This is a genomic window from Burkholderia sp. Bp9143 (genome assembly GCF_003853645.1).
GTDB lineage: Bacteria > Pseudomonadota > Gammaproteobacteria > Burkholderiales > Burkholderiaceae > Burkholderia.
In genome coordinates, this window is sequence record NZ_QTPO01000046.1 from 24,340 (window position 1) to 43,896 (window position 19,557).

Here is a 19,557-nt window from a genome sequence, read left to right on the forward strand (position 1 = left end):
AGAGGTACCGTTTCCCATTTGGCAAGTGAGCTCTCTTTTATCCTAGAGACAAGGAGAACTCGATGAAGAAGCGATTTACCGACGAGCAGATCATCCGGATCTTGCGCGAGGCCGAGAGCCAGAGCGCACCGTAAAGGATCTGTGCAAGCGCCACGACATCCCGGAACAGACGTTCTATCGTTGGCGCAACAAGTTCGGGGGCATGGAGGTGGCCGATGCCCGTCCGCTCAAGGACCTGGAATCGGAGAACGAGCGGCTCAAGCGCTTGGTCGCCGAGCAACTGCTCGTCATCGACGGCCTGAAGGAATCGAGGTCGGTGCCAGCCTGCGTTCGCAGGATGTGTCCTGACGCTGTCGCGAATGATGCGGCTGTACGGCAAGCCAGCGTTCATTCGGTCCGACAACGGTGCCGAATTTACCGCTGCGTTACAGCAACGACAATTGGCCCGACATGCTTGCGCGACCGACTTGATCGCCCTCCTCGTCAGATCGGCCCGGCCGGACTGCGGACTGTGCATTCCCGGTTGGCGAAACATTCCCGCCGTCCGGCCGGTACTTTCGCATCCACGCGATGCCAAGCACGTCGGATGAGAACACGACACCCGGCGCAATCTGAACAAGTTCGCTCATCTGCGGTGCTTCCTAGGCGGATTGAACGTCGAAGTGCGCCGCGGCATAGCGCGCACTGCAATTCCACACTTCAACGCCATGACGGGTGAAGGTGGCCCATCCATCCACTACGGTCAATTCGGCGTCCGGAAATACCTCGCCGTGTCCCATTGCCTTGGCAGCAAAGATCGTCCGCTCACGACACGTCGCGTGGTATTTCCCATCGGGTAGCGTTGACGGCATCGGACTCAACCGTCGACTCCTTTCACTGCTCGATCAAAAACCGATTACGGTTCTTCGCGCCTGCAATCCATTGCGGGGCCCTGCCGCGCCCGCTCCACGTCGCACCCGTTTTCGGATCGCGATACTTCGGTGCGACCGGCGCGGCGGCGCTGCCCGATGGAGCGGAGCGGCGTCGCCCAAACAGTTGATCGGGCGTGATGTCATATTCGGCAATCTGTTCACGCATCGTCGCGATGATGCTTTCCAGTTCGGCGAGCCGCGCTTTTTCCGCTTGCTGCACCAGCGCTTCTGCCTGCGCTTTAAGTTCGAGGTAGGTAGCCATGGATATGAAAGGATTCCTTGAAAATGGGAAAATGGCCGAACAGCCGCGTATGTCGACGCGCAAGGCCGTCGACTACGCCATCGACATTATATGCGCGAAGGTGATGACAATCGATAGCGGCAGCTATGCGCATGCCGACCAGGAATGCGGCTCATCAGGTTTTGGCTTCCGTACTGCCGCGTGGATGGCATCTGCTGTTTCATCAATCGATGTCGGCAGCATGCGTTACCGTCTTTACATCGATCCAATTGTCGAATCTTTAAAGTGCAGTGGCCAGACAGAGATATCCGCTTTCGAGTCGATACCGTTGTCCGACGAACGCGAAGCCGCGCCAGGCTCGAGTAGAAAGCGGCTAATGCGCCGCTTCTCGACGTGCTAAACAGAATGGGCCTGCGCGTAGGATTAACCCTTAGAAATTGCGCGCCACGCCGACCATGAACATGTCCTGGTCCTTGTCGTTGCCGGTTGCGACTCGATTGAAGCGCAAGCTTGCCGCCCAATCGTTCGTGACCTGATAGGTCACCTGCGCGCTGAGCAACGCATTGAGTCTCGTGTTGCTGGAGGGCTCGTTCCGATCACGCGAGAGATACGGACCGACACCTGCCGAAAGCATCCATTTGCTCCTGATCGGCGCGACGTACCAGAGTTGCGCTGCCACACCTCTTCGGCCGGCGACGCCATTGTTGCCTTCGTAGATGAAACTCGCCGAATAAGCCCACGCATTGCCGAGCGGCCGCTTGACTTCGACCATATATCCCTTTTCGATCGGCACTTGAGGACGGTTCGTCTGCGACGTCCCTGCCCAAACGCCAACCTGCGTCTTGCCGTCCGAAAACGCCGGGCCAGGATCGCCGCCAAAATCCGAGCCGATGCCGAAAAGCACCGCGTCGGAATTGAATCCGCCAATCATCTGGACGTGGTTGTACTGCACCTTGAGGTAGAAGCGGTTGGGAACGACGTAATACCGCACCGCTGCCGAGGCACGCACACCCCATCGCTTTTCATTGCGCACCTGGTTGTCGACATGGGTCGTGTCCATGCTGAAATACGGTCCCGCCGACAATTCGAGCGCCAGGCGATTGCCGACCGGCCAACGAAACGAACCCAGGGCGGCGAAGCCATCACGGTGGTGATCCGCGGGATGCCCCTCGTTCACATACGCGAGGTAGACCGAGAGATAGTCATTCAAGACGTCGCCGAAGCCGACTTCGTACGCACGCCAATGCATATCGCCACCCTCGGTCGCGCGTCCGTCGCCATACACCGCATAGACGTCGATCGTTCTTTCCGATGGCTTGAACCCGGGCGTTACGCTCGAAGGGCTGTCCTCGGCGTGCGCGAGGCCTGGGCCGGCCAGCATTGCCAGACCGGCGATCGAGGTTGTGAGGACGAAGCGCGAATAGATGCGACGGCACTGCCCCATTTGGACACCCCCTCATCTTGGTAACCACGATTTTTCGGACAAGCTGACAGCGATTATAGGCGGCCTCGGACAATAGGGACCATAGGGATCAGCCCACTCGCTTCTCCGGCTGCCGCCTCCGCGAGAGGGCTCTCCCGATCAACCTGTCTCCATGTTTCATTGGCGCCGCTATTTGGCTTCTTGTGCCTCATTCTTGATCGCCTGGCCGCCCTTGGAAATATCCTGACCTGCGCCCGCCACCGTGTTGCAGCCGGCGAGACCGGCGATGCCGGCAATCAATATCCACGCAATTAATCGCTTCATTTTCCTTTCCCTCCTTCAAGTCACATGACCCATTCAATGTCAGGCGCTCTGCCGAGCGCTACAGAACCCGACCGACCGCCGATCGACGCCGGATGGAGATGCCCGAAGGCTATCTGAAAGAAACCTGCGCTCATCCATGCCCCGCTACCCGACGGGAGCGGGCGTTCATGACCACTACTTGTGTTCGGCACCAGCCGGCGCGGGAGCTGCGGAAGTTGCCGAAGCCGCAGAAGCACCCGACAGCGCGTTCATGTACGCCGGCGCAGCCTTCGTCTTCTGCCGGATTCCCGGTGGTGGCGCCGTCGGACGCTTCTCCATGTCGGTCAGCATCTGCTGGCACGGCAACGGGCGATTACGGCCCGGCTGCACCAGCGCGAGCAGACTTGCAACGGGATTCAGCAAGCCCAGCCCGATCGCGGCCCCGCCACGTGCGATCAGTGCGCCGGCCTTGACTCCAACGTGCGGTTGCTTGAAGGATCCGGTGACATACAGTGGCGAGCGCAACGATATCACCCGGAATCCCTTGGTATGAGGATGGATCGTGAGATTCATGGTCTCGTCTCGCAGGTTCACGTTACCGTCCATGCCGATCACCGCGTCATCGGTATCGAGCGCGAATACGCGCGAGTCGAGCACGCCATTGGTGACCACGAAATCGGCCACGCCGCAGTTGATCTTGACGTCCCGTGTGCCGAACAATTTCTCGTACACCACGTTTGCAACGTTCAGCCCGGCGGCTTCCATCAGCAAGAGACTCACCGTGCCGTCGGTGACCAATGTCTTCACTTCGCCGTTGGAAGTCGCGGCGAGTGCCGCCGGCGAATTGCCGGTGGCCGATAGCGCGGCATCGCCGTTGACCTCGCCGAGCGCTGTTTGCATCACCGTGAATGTCGGGAACAGTTGCTTGAGTTTCAGATGTCGCGCCTGCAGCGTGAACCGCCCTTTGAGCGGGACGCCGCTACCGTCCAGATGGATGTTCGACGCAAGCGTACCGCCCGCGACGCCAAAGTTCAGCGGATTGAGCGTCAGCACGCCGTCTTGCATGACGACATGGGTCGACAGGTCGGTGATCGGCAGGCTCGAGGTCTTGACGATGCGCCGCCCGGTAAACCGAACGTCGGCGTCGATCTTCTTCCAGCGGTCCGTGCGGAATGGCTCGACCGGCAACGCCTTGTTCGCGGGCTGCGCGACGGCGGCGCCCCGCCGCGCCTTGCTGGCATTCGTGTCGGCACCGATGAGCGGGGCAAGGTCGGAGAACTGCAGCAGCCTTGACAGCAACGTACCGGACAAGAGCGGCCTCGGTTCGCGCGAAACGTACACCAACGTGCCGTTGAGATCGCTGCCGCCGACGCGTCCCGTGAAGTCCTCGTACTTGAAGACGTTGCCGGACGCCCGGAGTTGGCCGACCAGACGGCCGTCGGTCGCATAAGGAGAGGTTTCGGGCAGTGTTATGCCCGTGACTTCATACAGGTGGGCCATGCTGGTGCCCGCGAGCCACAGTCGGAGATCGACCGCTGCCAGATGAGACGGATCCGTCACCGTGCCGACGAGCGCCAGGTGCGTATCGCCAAAGCGCAAATCGGCCTGAACCGGAAATGGGCGTTGCGTGCCCTGCACGTCCAGCAAATTGCCGATCTTGCCATTGCCGACAACCTCCCCCTTCTTGTAGGACCCCTTGACGGTCCAGCCGATCGTGTAAGTGCCGACGGTGGCAGATGCCGCGGGCGCCGCGCCCGCCGATGCGCTCGTTGTCGCCGAGGCCGTTGCACCCGGTGCGGCAGCTTTGGGTGCGCTCGACGCCGCCGGAGCCGGGGCTATCGTGTTGCTGGATTTCGTCGCCGCGGCATGCGAAGCGGCGACCACCGCTTGCGAGGCCGCTGCCGATGCGCGGGACGCCGCGTCGGCACCCGACGCGGGAACCACCGGCTGCGTCGCACCGGAGTGCGCCTGGGCCGCGAGCTTTTTTTGACCTGCCGGCCCGACGGCCTGTGCCGATTCCTGGTGCGCCAGCGCCTCCTGCTGCTTCACCACCGCGTCGAACGGAATCGGCCGGCCAAGCGTGTCGATCACGGCACTCAGGTCGAATTGCTTTTGCTGGTCGTAGTAGCCGAGATTGCCTTGGGCAAACGCGATCTCATGAAGGTCGAGCGTCCATCCGCCCCGATGCGCGGGCTCCTTGAGCTTGAACGTCCAGTTGACTCGCCCGTCCTTGAGGCGTTCGAGGTCGACGGACGGATTGACCAGATCGATGGCCGGAATCACGATGCGGCGTGCCGTCAGCGGCAGCGCCTCGACTTCGAAGCTGATCTCGTCCAGCGTGACGAAATACTTCGTGCGCGCCCAATCGGGATTGGTGATCGTGACATTGTGTGCGCTGAATCGTGGCCATGGCACCCATGCACGCCAGCCCTGCTCGCTCACCGGCCGACGCCACCCGATACGCAGGTCGCCGTTGATGGCGAACTGCCGTCCGATCGCGTCCGACACCTTGTCGTCGACCCAAGGCCGGGCTCTATTCCAGTCGAACGTCACCATGACGATCACCAGCACCGCAAGCGCCAGGGCGACGACAACGGAAAGCCACGCGGCCGCCTTGCCGACGGTGTGGCCGATATGCATTTCTCACTCCCCGAGTTTGCTACTCGGCATCGAGCAATTCGCGTTCCCGAATGCGCTTCGAATGGGCATGTCTGATGATATCGACGCACCATCACGTTCGACCTGCCGATCGCTTGCGCGAGCCGTGGGCGGATACCGCGAAATCGGATTTCCGGGCAATCCGCGATATGTGAAGGAATGTCGAGGGATTGCAGATAAGGTGCCCGCCGCCAGGTAGCGTGCGTGGGTTCGAAATGGGGTTCCCACGCCTTTTCAGGCGTTGATCTTCGCAGTAATGTTCCAGATCGACTGCGCCACCTGCTCGCGCCATGTGGCGGTGGCAAGCGTGTTGAGCGAGAGAAGCGGACGCCTGCCGCAGTGCTTCCCGCACCCACGGCATGTCGATCGGGAGGATCAATGGATCGTCGCCGTTTCCTCAAGTCGTCGGCGTTTTTTACCATTGCGGCTGCAACCGCCTCCGTCACGCACAACGCTCCACGGGCGGTCCTGCCGGCCGGCGCCGTGCGCACGAACCTCGATCGATTCCCGCAAGGTGTCGCAAGCGGCGATCCGCGCGATCGCTCCATCGTGTTCTGGACGCGATGCGTGCCGGTATCCCGCGGCGTCCAGCACCCCGCAAAAGGCGGTGGGCGCGCGGTACCGCTACGACTCGAAGTATCGACGCTGCCGGATTTCTCGACGCGCGTCGCCAGCGTCCCGCTGAGGGCACTGGCCATCTACGACTTCACCGTGCGCGCGAAGGTGACGGCGCTCTCGCCGAAGACGACCTACCACTACCGGTTCGTCGCCGGCGACCACGTGAGCATGACGGGAGTCGCGCGCACGGCGCCGGATGAAAACGAGGCCAACGAACAGGTTCGCTTCGCGTGGCTCACCTGCCAGGACTGGAGCGTCAACCACTGGCAGGCGATGACGCTGCTGGCCGCCGAACGCGATCTCGATTTCGTCGTCCACGTGGGCGACTACATCTATGAAACGGTCGGGACCTCTCCGCCCGGCCGTGCCGAGCCGGCGCATCCTCCGCTGCGCTTGCCCGACGGCAAGCGGCTCGCGGACGGCCGCGCGTATGCCGATTCGCTGGAGGACTACCGGACGCTCTATCGCACCTATCGTACCGATCCGCGCCTCCAGACGCTGCACCAGCGCCTGCCGATGATCGCGATCTGGGACGACCACGAATTTTCCGACGACTGCTGGCAGGATCATCAGGTCTACACCAACGAGGAGCGGCAGGAAACCCGGCGGCGCCGCAGCGCCAGTCGCGCGTGGGCGGAGTACATGCCGGTGGATTGGGGCGATGTGCGCTTCGAGCCGGACAATCCGTCGTTCACGAACATTCGCATCTACCGCGATTTTCGTTTCGGTATGCTAATGCACCTGGTGATGACGGACGAGCGGCTGTATCGCGACGACCATGTCGTGAGCGAGGCAGCCATCGCACGCGCGCACGGGCACGACCCGGTGCATGGGGACGACGCAGCCGGCTCGCGCTACTTCGTCAAGCAGGACGTGCTGCAACGTTACGAGGCGCGCGATTCCGAGCAGCTGGGCCGCCCGCCGTCGATGCTCGGTCCGGAACAGACGCAATGGTGGAAAGCCGCGATGAAGGGCTCGCCGGCAACCTGGAAGGTGTGGGGCAACGAGGTGATGTTGAACCGTCTGTGGCTCGTGATGCCGGGCGCACCCAAGACACCGGCGGCCCGCCTCGTGGTCGATTGCGACGCCTGGGACGGCTATCCCGCGCACAAGCACGAACTGCTCGCTTACTTGAGGGAGCACGGGGTCCGTAACGTCGTCGCGATCACCGGGGATCTGCATGCATTTCAGTGCGGTGTCGTGCGGGACGATCCCGATCCCGCGACCGGAGTGCCGGTGATCGTCGATTTCGTCTGCGCCGGCATCAGCAGCGCGTCCTTCTATTCCTACATGAAAGTCGCATGGAACGGTACACCGCTGGCGCCGATGGCAGCCACCCCGGCCAAACTCGACCGCTTCCTGATGGCGAACAACCCCGACCTGTGCCACGCCGACCACGACGCGCAGGGTTATGCGTCGGCCACCGTCACGCCGGAATACTTTTCCGTCACGTTCAACAAGGTGACGCCGTTGAACCCGGACGGAACCGCGCCCGCGGATGCACTGCTTGGCCGCACGCGATTGACCGTGCCCAAGGATTCAGCCGAGGTGCGCGTCGAACAGATCTAGATTCCGACGCGCCTGGGTTCGTTGCCGAAGACCGTATGGCCAGGCGACTCGTCAGTGGATATGTCCGGCGAAAAGCCCGAGCAACCCTATGACGATCAGATAGATTGCAACGATGTAATTCAGCAGGCGCGGGACCACCAGAATCAGAATTCCGGCGATCAGCGAGACCAATGGGCTCCAATTCGTAAATGCGTGCATGGCGTTGCCCCTTGACACCGTACGGCATCAACTTGTGCTTCGTCACCGCTCTTTTTCAACGCTGCACGCGATTCCCCGCGTGTGCGGGAGATTCTTACCGATGCAGGCGGCCTGAACCACGGACGTTTGTCTGTGCAGCGTTCATTTGCTGATCGGAGCGATTTCCGTGCCCGGCTCGGCGCATGCTGCGCCGCTTCTTCGAATTGGCGGTCCGCGCAATCGCCTGCGTTCGGTCTCCGCCATCATCGATGCGGAGCCGCGCAGGATCTCCGGCACTTTCTTCACGTTTTCCAGGCGGGATCGCGCATCGTCAGATCCCGCCTGTTCTCCGGCGACATCATGGCCGGCAACTCGCAGGCTGCCGGAGCAGTCGGGTGTCAAGCCAGCGTCGACGACCGCGGCAAGACGATCGCGCCCTGCGGGCCGCCGCCAGGGCCGCCTCCCCCACCGCCGTATCCGCCCGGACCGCCATGCCCGCCCGGGCCGCCCGGACCGCCATGCCCGCCCGGGCCGCCAGGACCACCGGGGCCGCCCGGACCGAAACAGTATGGCCACCAGCAGCATCCGCCGAGCATCAGCATCAGTGCGCTCAGACCAACGATTGCAAGCGTCTTTCTCATTGCCGTCTCCTGTGTCGGTCAGTGATGCGGGCCAAGCAGAACGCTCGCGATCACGCCGGTCGCGATCGCCGCCAGCACGAAGTCGCCATTGACCTGCAGCCACTGGTAACCCGAGGGTGGAGGTTGAAGATCATGTGCCCGCCAGTCGTCGAGCACGTACTGCTGCCCACGGTAGTCATTCGGCACGCGCCCGCCGCGATGCCAGTCGCTGTGCGGAACAGGGCCGGCCATGCGATGAGGCGGTCCATCGGGACGATCGGCATGCTCTCCCGGGGGCGGCCCATCGGGACGGCCTGCGTGGTTCCCGGGCGGCGGCCCGTCGGGACGGCCTGCATGGTTACCGGGCGGCGGTACGTCCGGGCGGCCCGGATTGTCATGCTGTTGATGGCCGGGGACTGCGTCGGGGCGATCGCTGTCCGTGCCTTGTTGCGCAAACGTGGCAAACGGCATGCTCGACATGCTCGCCGCGACGAGAAGAATCATTGCCTGCTTTTTCAAGATGTTTGTCCTCCCGGAAGCAAATACGACACGGCGTATGCTCCCAAAAGCAGGCACGGGGATGGTTACGGCGGATTACCCCTGACTTCCGCAGATGACCTCGCCGCAAACAAACCGGCAAGCGCTTCGGCCGATCCGGCGCGATCAGGGGGAATTCGACGAACAAACGGTTTCATGTGTCGGCGCTGAAGTACGCACGGCGCCGCGGCACGGAATCGCTGCCGCGCATGCGCCGGCCGCCCGGGCGCGATCGAACACGGACCACGCGCATCGCGAACGATCCGTCCGTCGGACGTCGTGGCTATCAGCTCCCGTCGCCGTCGAGTTCGAACCGGTACCCGACGCCGTAGATCGAACGGATGAAGTCGTGATCGGGACGCACGGCCTGCAGCTTGCGCCGCAGGTTCTTCACGTGGCTGTCGACGGTCCGGTCGGTCACGACCCGGTGATCGTCATACAGCCGGCGCAGCAACTGGTCGCGCGGATAGATCCGCCCCGGCGTCGATCGCAACAGCGACAGCAGCCGCAGCTCGACCGGCGTCAGGTTCAGATCCTTGCCGTCGAGCCGGGCGATGTGATGGTCCGGATCGACGACGAACGGAGAAGGTTCGCCCGCGCGTGCCGGGCGAATCGTGCCGTCAACGCGCCGCAGGATTGCCTTGACCCGCGCGACGACCTCGCGCGGGCTGAACGGCTTGCACACGTAATCGTCGGCGCCCAGTTCGAGACCGAGCAGGCGATCGATCTCGTCGACCCGCGCGGTCAGCATGACGATCGGCACCGCCGAAAACGTCCGCAGTTCGCGGCACACGTCGAGCCCGCCACGGCCAGGCAGCATCAGGTCGAGCAGCACCAGCGACGGCTCGTGCCGTTGCACGTGCGGCACCACCTCGCGTCCGTCCGCAAGGATGCGGGTCTCGTAGCCCTCCGCCTTCAGGTAGTCGGCGAGCAGCGCCGACAGTTTCGGCTCGTCTTCGACGATGAGGATATGGGCGGGTGTCGCGTCAGTGTTCATGGGGCAAACCGGCCAGAGGAAAGCGCATGCGAATCCATAGCCCGCCGTACGGCGAGCGCCTTGCGTCGATCGTACCGCCATGCGCATCGACGATGTGCTTGCACAGCGCAAGCCCGAGCCCCGAGCCGCCGCTCTGTCGGCTGCGCGACGCGTCGACGCGGAACAGGCGGTCGAACAGATGGGGTAGCAGCGGTTCGGGGACCGCAGGGAAGGAGTCCTGCACGTCGACATTCAACCAGCCGTCGCCGGACTCGGCCGCGACGCGCACCTTGCCTCCCGGATCGGTGTAGCGCAGCGCGTTTTCGAGCAGGTTCTGCATCAATTGCGTCAGACGGTACGGATCGCCGGAAATCCGTGTCGGCTCCGCCGGAATCTCCAGCTCGAGATCGAGCCGCTTCGACGCGAGCCGCTCGCGGAACGCCTCGGCCGCTCCCTCCGCGAGGTGCGCGAGATCGACAGGCAGGCGCTCGAACGTCAATGCACCGATGTCGGCGAGCGACAACTCGTGGAGATCGCTGATCAACTGGTTCAGCATCGAGATTTCCGCCTGCAGCGACGCGAACGTCGCGGCACTCGGCGGACGAACACCGTCTTCGAGCGCCTCGAGCTCACCGCGCAGGATCGCGAGCGGCGTGCGCAGTTCATGGGAAATATCGGCGATGAAATCGCGGCGCGCCCGCGCGGACGATTCGAGCGATGCCGCCAGCTGGTTGAAATCGCCGGCTAGCTGGCCAAACTCGTCGCCGCCCAGTTCGGGAATCCGCACCGTGTAGTCGCCGCTCGCGAGCAGGTGGCCCGCATCGACCATGCGCCTCACGGGGGCAAGGAACGCGCGCGTGAGCACGACCGCGAGCAGCGCCGCCAGCAAGGCCGCCGCGCCGACGATGATCCAGGTCATCCGCAGCTGCTCCGCCCGGAATTGCAGATCGGCGGCATGGAACGGACCCCGCCGGTCATCGGCAAACAGCCAGCCGACCGTCTTGCCGTCAACCTTCAGCGGACGCAGCTGCGCACCCGGCGGCGGCGGCGGCCCGAAGCCCGCGATGCGCCGCCGGTCCGCGTCGTACAGGATCGCCGGCGGCGTCCAGCGCAGGTCGGGCATCGCACCATCCGGCAACGCACGACGATCGGGCGGCGGCGGGAACAATCCCCCGGGCCCGTCGGCCGGCGCGTCCGCCATCTTCGGCGGCCCCGGCGGACCAGGTGGCGCATCGAACTGGCCGCCGTCGGTCGCATCGGTGAAGCCGCCCCATGCCCCTGGGCCGTCGGTCACGAACGTCCAGTTCCCGTGTGTCGCATAGGTGCGTTCGAGACGCTGCGCGAGCTGATCGCTGCGTGTCGCGTTGCGGCTCGTCACGTAGTCGCGGAAGTTGTTCTCGAAACTGATCCGCTGCGCCACGCCCATTGCGACGGCCGCAACGGCGCACGGCACGAGGATGGCGAGGAACAGTTTCGATGCGATGCCGAGTTTCATATGCGATTCAGCGCGCCTGACGCGCGTCGTGCCGGGATTGTCCCCAAATTGTTCCAGCGCGTGGCGCCCCGCACACGATTTCCACAATTTCTCCTCAATTTACCCATTCTCATTCCGCAATTGGTTCCTAAGCTGCAACGCATCCGGCATTACAGCATTTCAGCACGCCCGGCCACCGGTCGCGATGCGCCGCGCCCTCCTTTCGACCACCCCGATCGTCGAATCGCCATGACTACCCATATCCTCGTCGTCGAACCCGACCATACCGTGCGCGACATGCTTCGCGCCTGTTTTCACAAGTACCAGATCGAGATGTCCGTCCTGTACGACGCATCGTTGCTGCTGGCCCGCATGGAGAAGGAGATACCGTCCGCCATCGTACTGCGGGCCGACCAGCCGGTCAGCGACGCGCACGGGACGATCGGCCGCCTGCGCCAGGCCGGCCACGACATGCCGGTGATCGTGCTCAGCCGTTCGCCGGACATCGCGGACAAGGTCCTCGCGCTCGAGTTCGGGGCGGACGATTATCTGGTCGACCCGATCAACCCGACCGAGTTGGCCGCGCGGATTCGCAGCGTGCTGCGACGCTTCAACGCGAGCCCGCAGGCCACACCCGAAATACGCGAGTGCTACCGGTTCGGCGATATCGAAGTGGATTTTCTCGCACGGCGCGTTTACCGGGCAGGCCAGGATCTCGGCCTGCGCGAGAGCGAATTCGCGCTGCTCAAGGTATTCGTCCTGCATCCGATGCGCGCGCTGACCAGGACGAACATGCTGTCGCTGCTCGGCAAGACCGCACTCGAGCAATCGGAACGCGGGCTCGACGTGCTGGTGTTCCGGCTGCGCGCGCTGATCGAGCAGGCCTCGGACAGCCATCGCTACATACAGACGATGCGCGGCAAGGGCTACATTTTCGTGCCGCACCCGGCGTCGTTGCGATTCACGCGATGATCTCCGCCGGATCCGACGCCTCCCTCGATACCTGAACCGTCGAACCCGCTGCCGGCACCCGCCGGACCCAGCGGGCGCCTTCGCGGCCTGCTTCAGAACGACGTGCCGATCTGAAACTGGAACTTCTGGTATTGGTCGTCGCTGTGGCGCACGATCGGAAAACCGAGACTCAACTTCAACGGCCCGATCGGCGAGATCCACGACAGCCCCGCGCCATACGAATATCGCAGTCCGTTCGCACCCGTGCTGCTGCCTTCGTTGCCCCAGACGTTGCCGCCGTCGACGAACGTAAACACGCGCAACGTGCGATCGTAACCCGATCCCGGCAGCGGAATCGACAGCTCGATGTTGCCCACGACGAGCTTCGATCCGCCGATCGAATCGCCGGTCTTCGTGTCGCGCGGGCCGAGCGAACTCGTCTCGTAGCCGCGCACGGAGCCGATCCCGCCCGCGTAGTAGTTCTCGAAGATCGGGTACGGCTTGCCGCCCAGTCCGGCACCGTAGCCGCCCTGCACGTTGAAGCCGAGCACGTAGCCACGCGCGAACGAATAGTAATACTGGGCGTTGACGTCGGCCTTGTAGTATTGCGTCTTCGTGACCGGCGTCCCGTATTCGGACGACGCCTGCATGTAATAGCCGTGGCTCGGTGTCAGCGCACTGTCGCGCGCATCGCGTGACCAGCTGACCGATACCGGCACGGTGGTCGACACGTTGCCGAACGAATTGACGTAGTCGAGATAGCTCTGCGGCGTGCTCGAGTCGGTCCTCAACCGGTGCTGCTCGATCCCCGTGCCGAAATAGACCCTGTCCGCCTCGGAGAACGGAATCCCGAACTTCATGTTCGCGCCGGCCGTGACGATCCGGAAGCTGGTGTCGCTCGACGACGAGTAATAGAGCGGAAACGTCGTCCGGTAATAGACGCTCGTGATCCGCTGGATGCCGTCGATCGTGAAGTACGGGTCGGTCTGCGTGACCGTCAGCGTCCGGTAGCTCTTCGCGGTATTCACGGTCACCCCGAGGCTCGTGCCCGAGCCGAATACGTTGTCCTGCGTCACGCCGGCCGTCAGCACGACCTTGTCCGACGACGACAGCCCGCCGCCGAGCGTGATCGATCCGGTCGGTTTCTCGGCGACCTTCACCTGCAGGTCGACCTGATCCGCCGTTCCTTCGACCGGCGCGGTCGTCACGTCGACGTCGGTGAAGTAGCCGAGCCGGTTGACCCGGTCCTTCGACAGCGTGATCCGGTTCGAGTCGAACCACGCGTCCTCGAACTGGCGCATCTCGCGGCGGATCACCTCGTCGCGCGTACGCGAGTTGCCGACGATGTTCACGTGGCGCACGTAGACGCGCTTGCCCGGATCCACCGCGAGCGTCAGGCCGACCCTGTGTGCCGCCCGATCGATATCGGGCTGCGCGTTCACCTTCGCGAACGCATAGCCGTACTCGCCGAGCTTGTCGACGATCGCCTTCGTCGTCTGCTGCAGCTTGTCCGCCGAGAAGCGGTCGCCCGCCTTCACGGTCACCAGCCCGCGCAGTTCGGCGTCGCGACCGAGGAGATCGCCTGACAGCCGGATGTCCGATACGGTGTACGGCTCGCCTTCGTGAACGGAGAGCGTCAGGTACATGTCCTTCCGGTCCGGCGAAATCGAGACTTGCGTCGAATCGATGGCGAACTCGAGATAGCCGCGGTTCAGGTAGTACGCACGGACGTTTTCGAGGTCGCCCGTCAGCTTTTCCTTCGAGTACAGGTCGTTCTTCGTGTACCAGCTCGACCAAGTCGGCGTCGACAGCTGCATTTCTCCGAGCAGCGTGCTCGTGGAAAACGCCTTGTTGCCGATGAAGTTCACCTGGCGAATCTTCGCGCTCGGGCCTTCCGCGACCGAGAACAGCAGCGCGACGCGGTACGCATCGAGCGGCGTGACCGTGGTCTTCACCTCGGCCGCGTAGTAGCCGCGCGTCAGGTACTGGCGCTTCAGTTCCTGCTCGGCCCGCTGCAGCAGCGCGCGGTCGTAGGGCATGCCCGGCGCCAGTCCGACGGCCTTCATCGCCTTGTTCAGATTGTCCTTGTCGAATTCGCGGGTGCCGTCGAAATCGACCTCGGCGATCGTCGGCCGCTCGATCACGTCGATCACGAGCACACCATCGCCGATCGACATCTTGACGTCGCTGAAGAAGCCCGTCGCATACAACGCGCGAATGAGTGCCGTCCCCCGTTCTTCCGTGAACGTATCGCCGATCCTGACCGGCAGGTACGCGCCGATCGTGCGCGCTTCGATGCGCTTCAGCCCGTTGATACGGATATCGCGAATCGTCGCCGGCTGCGCGCCATGCGCGTAACCGGACGCGATTGCGCCGGACAGCAGCACACCCGGTGCGGCAAATCGCTTCAGTGCTTGATTGAACATGCGGATCATCGATGAAAGTCGAGCGGCCAAGTGTAGGAGCCGGCCGTGCCGCTTCGGTTACACCGCGATTGGACGCGCGTTTCATTCGATTTCCCCATGTTTCCCGCGTGAAGACCTGCGCGGTGCAATGCCGACGCCGCACGGGTGCGTGCAGCGGGTCGCGACGCATGTCCGAGACGGGCGAGGCCGCGACGGCGCTGCGCCGCGGTTGCGTCGATAACCGATCGCCGACGTAACGTGCCGAAACATCTATGCACGACTGTGTAAATCCACTGCACCGCGCGTTGCGCTCTAATGCGCTTCGACCGGGATCGCCGATGCCGGTCTCACGGCGAGCCGGGCACCGCGAGGACGGCACCTGCTCGTTCGCTTCCCATTGCTTCGGAGAATTAAATGACTAGAACACTGCTGGCCGCCGGCGTTTTCGGCCTGTTCGCCGCAAACACGTACGCACAAAGTTCGGTAACGCTGTACGGGATCATCGATGCGGGCGTGACCTACACCAGCAACGCGGGAGGAAAAAGCAGCGTGGCGGCCACGAGCGGCGTGCTGAGCGGCAGCCGCTTCGGCCTGAAGGGCAGCGAGGATCTCGGCGGCGGCCTGAAGGCGATCTTCACGCTCGAGAACGGCTTTGACGTGATGAACGGCAAGCTCGGCCAGAGCGGCCGCCTGTTCGGCCGCCAGGCGTTCGTCGGCCTGTCGAGCGACCGGTTCGGCACGCTGACGCTCGGCCGTCAATACGATTCCGTCGTCGATACGCTTGGCGCACTGGAAATGTCGGGAATTTCCCATCCGTACGATAACGACAACGTCCAGGATTCGTTCCGCGTGAACAACTCGGTCAAGTACCAGAGCGTGAACTATGGCGGCCTGACGTTCAGCGGCCTGTATGGCTTCTCGAATTCGACCGGCTTCTCGAACAATCGCGCATACAGCTTCGGCGCGACCTATCACTACGGCGGCCTCGACGTCGGTGCGGGATACCTGAATCTCGGCCGCGCCGGCTCGACCACCAACACGAGCGGCGCGGTGTCCGACGACACGACGTTTACGGCCAGCGGACAACGGACCTGGGGGTTGGGCGCGAACTACGCGTTCGGCGCGGCGACCGTCGGCGCGCTCTTCACGCAGACGCGCCTGAACGGGCTGACCGGCATCGGCGCCTCCGCCTCGGGTACGTCGGACGGCCTGTCGTTCAGCAGCGGCGGCGCACGCTTCAACAACTACGAGGTGCAGGCGCGCTACAACTTCACGCCCGCGTTCAGCGTGACGGGGGCCTATACCTATACCGACGGTCAAATCGACGGCGTGCGGCCGAAATGGAACCAGGCCGGCCTGACGGCCGACTACGCGCTGTCGAAACGCACCGATGTGTATCTGCGGGGCGTGTATCAGCACGTGCATGGCGCCGGCGACAGCGGCATTACCGCGTCGATCGACGGGCTGAGCGCATCGAGCTCGAATCATCAGGCCATCGTCACGGTCGGCCTGCGGCACAGCTTCTGATCGGCCGGTGCATTCGCCGCGCTTCGACACGGCGGTCGATCGCCCCCGTTGCCCCCTTCATGCCGAATCGGGCAACGGAACGGTCACGCCTTCGCGACACGCGAAGGCAGCTTCCCCACTTTCAGACATGCGAGACGAGGTCGATCATGACGCTGTATCTTTCCGCGAGCATCCTTGCCGCAGTGCTCAAAAGCAGTTCGTCGCCGGCGGCATTCGTGCTGCTGCAGCAAACCGGCAGCATCGCGCGGACTGCCACGCCTGCGCGGCGCCTGGCGATGCCGGCTGCATGCGTCGCGTGGCCGGGAGAGACGCCCCGTGCCTGATTTCGCGACGCTCAAGCTGTGCTCGGTCAGCGCCATGGAAATGTCGGAGGACGGCGAATTCCTGCTGGTGCGCGGCGCGCATTCGGCGCTCTCGCTGCATCGCTCGACGTTCAATGCGTTGCTGGTCGCGCTGCCGAACGCCATCGAGCACTCGGCGCGGCTCGCCGACAGGCATGACGACGCGCGCGTCGTGCTGCCGACGACCGGCTGGGAAATCGGCCGGATCGACGACACGCCGCACGTATTCGTCCGCTTTCATCTGCAAGGCGGCCCCGCCCTCGGCTTCTCCGTTCCCGGCGGACAAGTCCCGGCCATGCTCGACGCGCTCTGCAAGGCGGCCGGCATCGCCTCCATTCTGGCGCCGCCACCCGGCGCGACCTTCCAGTGATGCCGACCGGCGCGGGCGTCAGTCGCCCCCTCGTCGCCTCCGCCCTCTCGCCGGACCGTTTCTCTTGATTTCACGTTCACTGCCGGGCCGCCTGCGGCTGAAACCGCTCGCATGCCTGCTGCTCCACCTGCCGTGGTGCATCGTGCACGCGCAAACGGACGCATGGTCAGCCTGGACCCTGCGCTCCGCCGACACACTCGCCGAGCATCCCGCTTCGACCGGGCAACGCCCCGCGACGATCGCGCTCGGCGACACAGCGAGCACGAGCGCCGACACCGACGTCGCCCTCAAGGGCCATGCCGAGCTGCGCCGCGATCGTTCGGTCGTCAAGGGCAACGCGATTCACTACGCGTTCGACACCGACGTCGCCGATGCCTATGGCGACGTCGTGCTCGCGGACAGCGGACGCCTCTTCTTCGGACCGGAAGCCCATTTCCGCATCGAAGCGAACAAGGGTTACATCGTCGCGCCCACCTACCGCTTCACATTGAACGGCGGCCGCGGCAGCGCGGCGCGCATCGACGTCGTCGACGCCGAGCACACGTCCGTCGAGCACGGCACCTACACGACCTGTGCGTGCGAAGACCGGCCGGGCTGGTACCTGAAGGCGTCGCGCTTCGACATCGACAGCGGCGGCGATACCGGCGTCGCGCGCAATGGCGTGCTGTTCTTTCAGGGGATGCCGATCTTCGCGAGCCCGTGGCTGTCGTTTCCGCTGTCGAGCGCACGGCGCACCGGGCTGCTGCCGCCGACCGTCTCGTACGACTCGACCGACGGCGTCGAGCTGACCCAGCCGATCTACGTGAATCTCGCGCCGAACTACGACCTGACGCTGACGCCGCGCACCATGCAGCGGCGCGGCACGATGCTCGGCACCGACTATCGTTATCTGTCGCCCACCTACAGCGGCGAGCTGGCGATCGCCTACCTGCCCGACGACCGGCTGACCCGCACGAACCGCTATTCGCTGCACGTCAAGCATGACTGGAACATCGGCAACGGCTTCGGGTTCTATCTGTATGGCGACCGCGTGTCGGATGCGTCGGCGGCGTCGACGCTGGCATCGTCCGGCACGGCCGCCTCGTCGACGCTGTACCGCCAGGAAGCCGGGCTGACCTATTCGCACGCGCCGTGGTCCGTGCTGTTCAGGGTCCAGCACTGGCAATCGTTCGACAGCACGACGATCTACGCCAGCGAGCCGCAATTGAACGTGCGCTACGCACGATATAACGCCGGCGGTTTCGACTTCGGCATGGAGGCCGATGCGACACGCTTCAGGTCGACCGTCTCCGGCGCGACGCAGGGCAATCGCTTCGTGTTCGATCCATACGTCGCGTATTCGGTCGAGCGCCCCGGCTGGTTCTTCACGCCGAAACTGAAGTGGCATTTCGCGAGCTACAGCCTCACGTCGATCGGCAGCGACGCGCCGAGCGGTCAGCCGAAGCAGTTCGACATGAACGTGCCGACCGTGACGGTCGATACGGGGTTGCGCTTCGAGCGCGGCGTGCGCCTGTTCGGGCATGCCTATCTTCAGACGCTCGAACCGCGCGTCTTTTACGTCTATACGCCGTATCGCAACCAGTACCATGCACCGCTGTTCGATACGGCCGTGACGGACTTCGGGATCGGCGAACTATTCTCCGACAACACGTTCGTCGGGCACGATCGCATTGCGGACGCGAACCGGATCACCGCGGCGCTCACGTCGCGCCTGATCGAGCCGGCCACGGGCGACGAGCGTGCCCGCTTCGTCCTCGCGCAACAGTACGATTTCAAAGCGCCCAAGGTCACGCTGACGTCGAGCGATTCGACGTCGACGATCTCGCGCACGGGGCTCGTGGCCGGCGCATCGTACAAGCTCGGCGCCGGCTTCAACGCCGAGCAGGCCGCGCAGTACGACGAGATCAACGATTATCTGCGGCGTGCCTCGATCGGCTTCGGCTGGTCGCCCGGCGAGCAGCGGGTACTGAACATGTCGTATCGCTACAACCGCGCGGTCGACTATTCGTATGCGAGCGAAGACGTCGAGCCGGTCAGCCAGGCGGTGCTGGCCGCGCAGTGGCCGCTGACGACCCATCTCTCGGCCGTCGCCCGGCTCGACTACGATCTGCATGCGCGCCGCCTGCGAACCGGGCTGGTCGGCATCCAGTACGACGCGTCATGCTGGAGCCTCGGCGTCGCCGGCGAAAAGTACCTGTACGCGACGAGTTCGACCACTGCCACGTCCGGCACGCGGATCATGGTTCAACTGCAATTGAAGGGACTCGGGGCGGCCGACAGCGGATTGCAGAAGCAATTTTCGGCCGCGGTGCCGGGTTACTCGGCGCCCCGCACGCAACAGGAAGGCGGCGATCGGTTCACCGATCTTCCCTGAGGCCCCCAAGGCCCGGCGAGCTGGATCGGCCCGGCCGGCGAGCATCGAAGCGGCAACCGCTCGCCGGTTGCGTTTTCCGCAT

The 19,557-nt window shown here is 64.2% G+C and carries 18 protein-coding genes and 1 pseudogene; 8 read left to right on the top strand and 11 right to left on the bottom strand.

The genetic code is table 11. From position 1 onward, the window contains the following. Positions 1–62: 62 nt before the first annotated feature. Positions 63–307, top strand: a pseudogene (locus DIE23_RS29110) (transposase); the annotation flags it as partial. Positions 308–425: 118 nt separating this feature from the next. Here the strand turns inward: DIE23_RS29110 and DIE23_RS29115 are convergent. Both DIE23_RS29115 and DIE23_RS29125 read right to left on the bottom strand, forming a co-directional pair. Next, the gene (locus DIE23_RS29115; protein WP_124615265.1) at positions 426–629 is read right to left on the bottom strand and encodes a hypothetical protein; all 204 of its coding nucleotides are present in this window, start codon (positions 627–629) and stop codon (positions 426–428) included. A 244-nt stretch (positions 630–873) separates the two neighbouring features. Continuing rightward, positions 874–1,173 carry an H-NS family nucleoid-associated regulatory protein gene (locus DIE23_RS29125; RefSeq protein WP_124615266.1) on the bottom strand — a complete coding sequence of 100 codons (300 nt, stop codon included), beginning with the start codon at positions 1,171–1,173 and terminating at the stop codon, positions 874–876. Between DIE23_RS29125 and DIE23_RS29130 the strand changes: the two genes are divergently transcribed. Beyond that, positions 1,172–1,552, top strand: a complete 381-nt coding sequence (locus DIE23_RS29130) for a hypothetical protein (RefSeq protein WP_124615267.1) — start codon at positions 1,172–1,174, stop codon at positions 1,550–1,552. The two genes, DIE23_RS29125 and DIE23_RS29130, sit on opposite strands and share 2 nt — an antisense overlap. 30 nt (positions 1,553–1,582) lie before the next feature. On the opposite strand, the gene DIE23_RS29135 is transcribed toward DIE23_RS29130, so the two are convergent. From DIE23_RS29135 to DIE23_RS29145, 3 genes are all read right to left on the bottom strand, one after another. Continuing rightward, positions 1,583–2,596, bottom strand: coding sequence for a hypothetical protein (locus DIE23_RS29135; protein ID WP_124615268.1), 1,014 nt, complete (start codon positions 2,594–2,596; stop codon positions 1,583–1,585). 168 nt (positions 2,597–2,764) lie between these two features. Next, positions 2,765–2,899 (bottom strand): entericidin A/B family lipoprotein, encoded by a 135-nt coding sequence (locus tag DIE23_RS29140; protein ID WP_124615269.1) that lies wholly within the window; start codon positions 2,897–2,899, stop codon positions 2,765–2,767. A gap of 174 nt (positions 2,900–3,073) precedes the next feature. Then, a complete protein-coding gene (locus DIE23_RS29145; RefSeq protein WP_124615270.1) occupies positions 3,074–5,518 on the bottom strand; it encodes an AsmA family protein in 2,445 nt (814 codons plus the stop codon). 396 nt (positions 5,519–5,914) lie between these two features. On the opposite strand from DIE23_RS29145, the gene DIE23_RS29150 reads away from it, so the two are divergent. Next, positions 5,915–7,723, top strand: a complete 1,809-nt coding sequence (locus DIE23_RS29150; RefSeq protein ID WP_124615305.1) for an alkaline phosphatase — start codon at positions 5,915–5,917, stop codon at positions 7,721–7,723. A 51-nt stretch (positions 7,724–7,774) separates the two neighbouring features. On the opposite strand, the gene DIE23_RS29155 is transcribed toward DIE23_RS29150, so the two are convergent. The 5 genes from DIE23_RS29155 to DIE23_RS29180 all read right to left on the bottom strand — a co-directional run bounded on the left by DIE23_RS29155 (position 7,775) and on the right by DIE23_RS29180 (position 11,528). Beyond that, positions 7,775–7,921, bottom strand: coding sequence for a DUF3096 domain-containing protein (locus DIE23_RS29155; RefSeq protein ID WP_124615271.1), 147 nt, complete (start codon positions 7,919–7,921; stop codon positions 7,775–7,777). Positions 7,922–8,062: 141 nt separating this feature from the next. Beyond that, positions 8,063–8,302: a hypothetical protein gene (locus DIE23_RS29160; protein WP_124615272.1), complete on the bottom strand. Its 240-nt coding sequence runs from the start codon at positions 8,300–8,302 to the stop codon at positions 8,063–8,065. A 257-nt stretch (positions 8,303–8,559) separates the two neighbouring features. Next, on the bottom strand, positions 8,560–9,039 hold the full coding sequence (locus tag DIE23_RS29170) for an RcnB family protein (RefSeq protein ID WP_260436197.1): 480 nt from the start codon (positions 9,037–9,039) through the stop codon (positions 8,560–8,562). 304 nt (positions 9,040–9,343) lie between these two features. After that, complete coding sequence (locus tag DIE23_RS29175; RefSeq protein WP_124615274.1) at positions 9,344–10,054, bottom strand: response regulator; 711 nt, start codon at positions 10,052–10,054, stop codon at positions 9,344–9,346. Then, on the bottom strand, positions 10,044–11,528 hold the full coding sequence (locus tag DIE23_RS29180) for an ATP-binding protein (protein WP_124615275.1): 1,485 nt from the start codon (positions 11,526–11,528) through the stop codon (positions 10,044–10,046). Before DIE23_RS29180 ends, DIE23_RS29175 begins: the two co-directional genes overlap by 11 nt. On the opposite strand from DIE23_RS29180, the gene DIE23_RS29185 reads away from it, so the two are divergent. Further along, positions 11,529–12,479, top strand: a complete 951-nt coding sequence (locus DIE23_RS29185; protein ID WP_260436198.1) for a winged helix-turn-helix domain-containing protein — start codon at positions 11,529–11,531, stop codon at positions 12,477–12,479. Between the two features lie 92 nt (positions 12,480–12,571). Here DIE23_RS29185 and bamA read toward each other — a convergent pair whose 3' ends face one another. Then, complete coding sequence (gene bamA, locus DIE23_RS29190; RefSeq protein ID WP_409364261.1) at positions 12,572–14,893, bottom strand: outer membrane protein assembly factor BamA; 2,322 nt, start codon at positions 14,891–14,893, stop codon at positions 12,572–12,574. Positions 14,894–15,277: 384 nt separating this feature from the next. On the opposite strand from bamA, the gene DIE23_RS29195 reads away from it, so the two are divergent. The 4 genes from DIE23_RS29195 (at position 15,278) to DIE23_RS29200 (ending at position 19,475) form a co-directional block, all read left to right on the top strand. Continuing rightward, positions 15,278–16,390: a porin gene (locus DIE23_RS29195; RefSeq protein WP_124615277.1), complete on the top strand. Its 1,113-nt coding sequence runs from the start codon at positions 15,278–15,280 to the stop codon at positions 16,388–16,390. 146 nt (positions 16,391–16,536) lie between these two features. Continuing rightward, the gene (locus tag DIE23_RS39730) at positions 16,537–16,713 is read left to right on the top strand and encodes a hypothetical protein (protein ID WP_185646554.1); all 177 of its coding nucleotides are present in this window, start codon (positions 16,537–16,539) and stop codon (positions 16,711–16,713) included. Next, a complete protein-coding gene (locus DIE23_RS40435; RefSeq protein ID WP_260436199.1) occupies positions 16,706–17,101 on the top strand; it encodes a hypothetical protein in 396 nt (131 codons plus the stop codon). The genes DIE23_RS39730 and DIE23_RS40435 overlap by 8 nt, the downstream gene beginning before the upstream one ends. A 64-nt stretch (positions 17,102–17,165) precedes the next feature. Further along, positions 17,166–19,475 carry an LPS-assembly protein LptD gene (locus DIE23_RS29200; protein WP_260436200.1) on the top strand — a complete coding sequence of 770 codons (2,310 nt, stop codon included), beginning with the start codon at positions 17,166–17,168 and terminating at the stop codon, positions 19,473–19,475. Positions 19,476–19,557 lie beyond the last annotated feature (82 nt).

Coding starts and splice junctions, on each gene's coding strand:
- DIE23_RS29115 (WP_124615265.1), bottom strand. CDS start 629: ATGAGCGAACTTGTTCAGATTGCGCCGGGTGTCGTGTTCTCATCCGAC.
- DIE23_RS29150 (WP_124615305.1), top strand. CDS start 5,915: ATGGATCGTCGCCGTTTCCTCAAGTCGTCGGCGTTTTTTACCATTGCG.
- DIE23_RS29185 (WP_260436198.1), top strand. CDS start 11,529: ATGCGATTCAGCGCGCCTGACGCGCGTCGTGCCGGGATTGTCCCCAAA.
- DIE23_RS29195 (WP_124615277.1), top strand. CDS start 15,278: ATGACTAGAACACTGCTGGCCGCCGGCGTTTTCGGCCTGTTCGCCGCA.
- bamA (WP_409364261.1), bottom strand. CDS start 14,893: ATGATCCGCATGTTCAATCAAGCACTGAAGCGATTTGCCGCACCGGGT.
- DIE23_RS29140 (WP_124615269.1), bottom strand. CDS start 2,899: ATGAAGCGATTAATTGCGTGGATATTGATTGCCGGCATCGCCGGTCTC.
- DIE23_RS29135 (WP_124615268.1), bottom strand. CDS start 2,596: ATGGGGCAGTGCCGTCGCATCTATTCGCGCTTCGTCCTCACAACCTCG.
- DIE23_RS29155 (WP_124615271.1), bottom strand. CDS start 7,921: ATGCACGCATTTACGAATTGGAGCCCATTGGTCTCGCTGATCGCCGGA.
- DIE23_RS29145 (WP_124615270.1), bottom strand. CDS start 5,518: ATGCATATCGGCCACACCGTCGGCAAGGCGGCCGCGTGGCTTTCCGTT.
- DIE23_RS29175 (WP_124615274.1), bottom strand. CDS start 10,054: ATGAACACTGACGCGACACCCGCCCATATCCTCATCGTCGAAGACGAG.
- DIE23_RS29125 (WP_124615266.1), bottom strand. CDS start 1,173: ATGGCTACCTACCTCGAACTTAAAGCGCAGGCAGAAGCGCTGGTGCAG.
- DIE23_RS29130 (WP_124615267.1), top strand. CDS start 1,172: ATGGATATGAAAGGATTCCTTGAAAATGGGAAAATGGCCGAACAGCCG.
- DIE23_RS29180 (WP_124615275.1), bottom strand. CDS start 11,528: ATGAAACTCGGCATCGCATCGAAACTGTTCCTCGCCATCCTCGTGCCG.
- DIE23_RS39730 (WP_185646554.1), top strand. CDS start 16,537: ATGACGCTGTATCTTTCCGCGAGCATCCTTGCCGCAGTGCTCAAAAGC.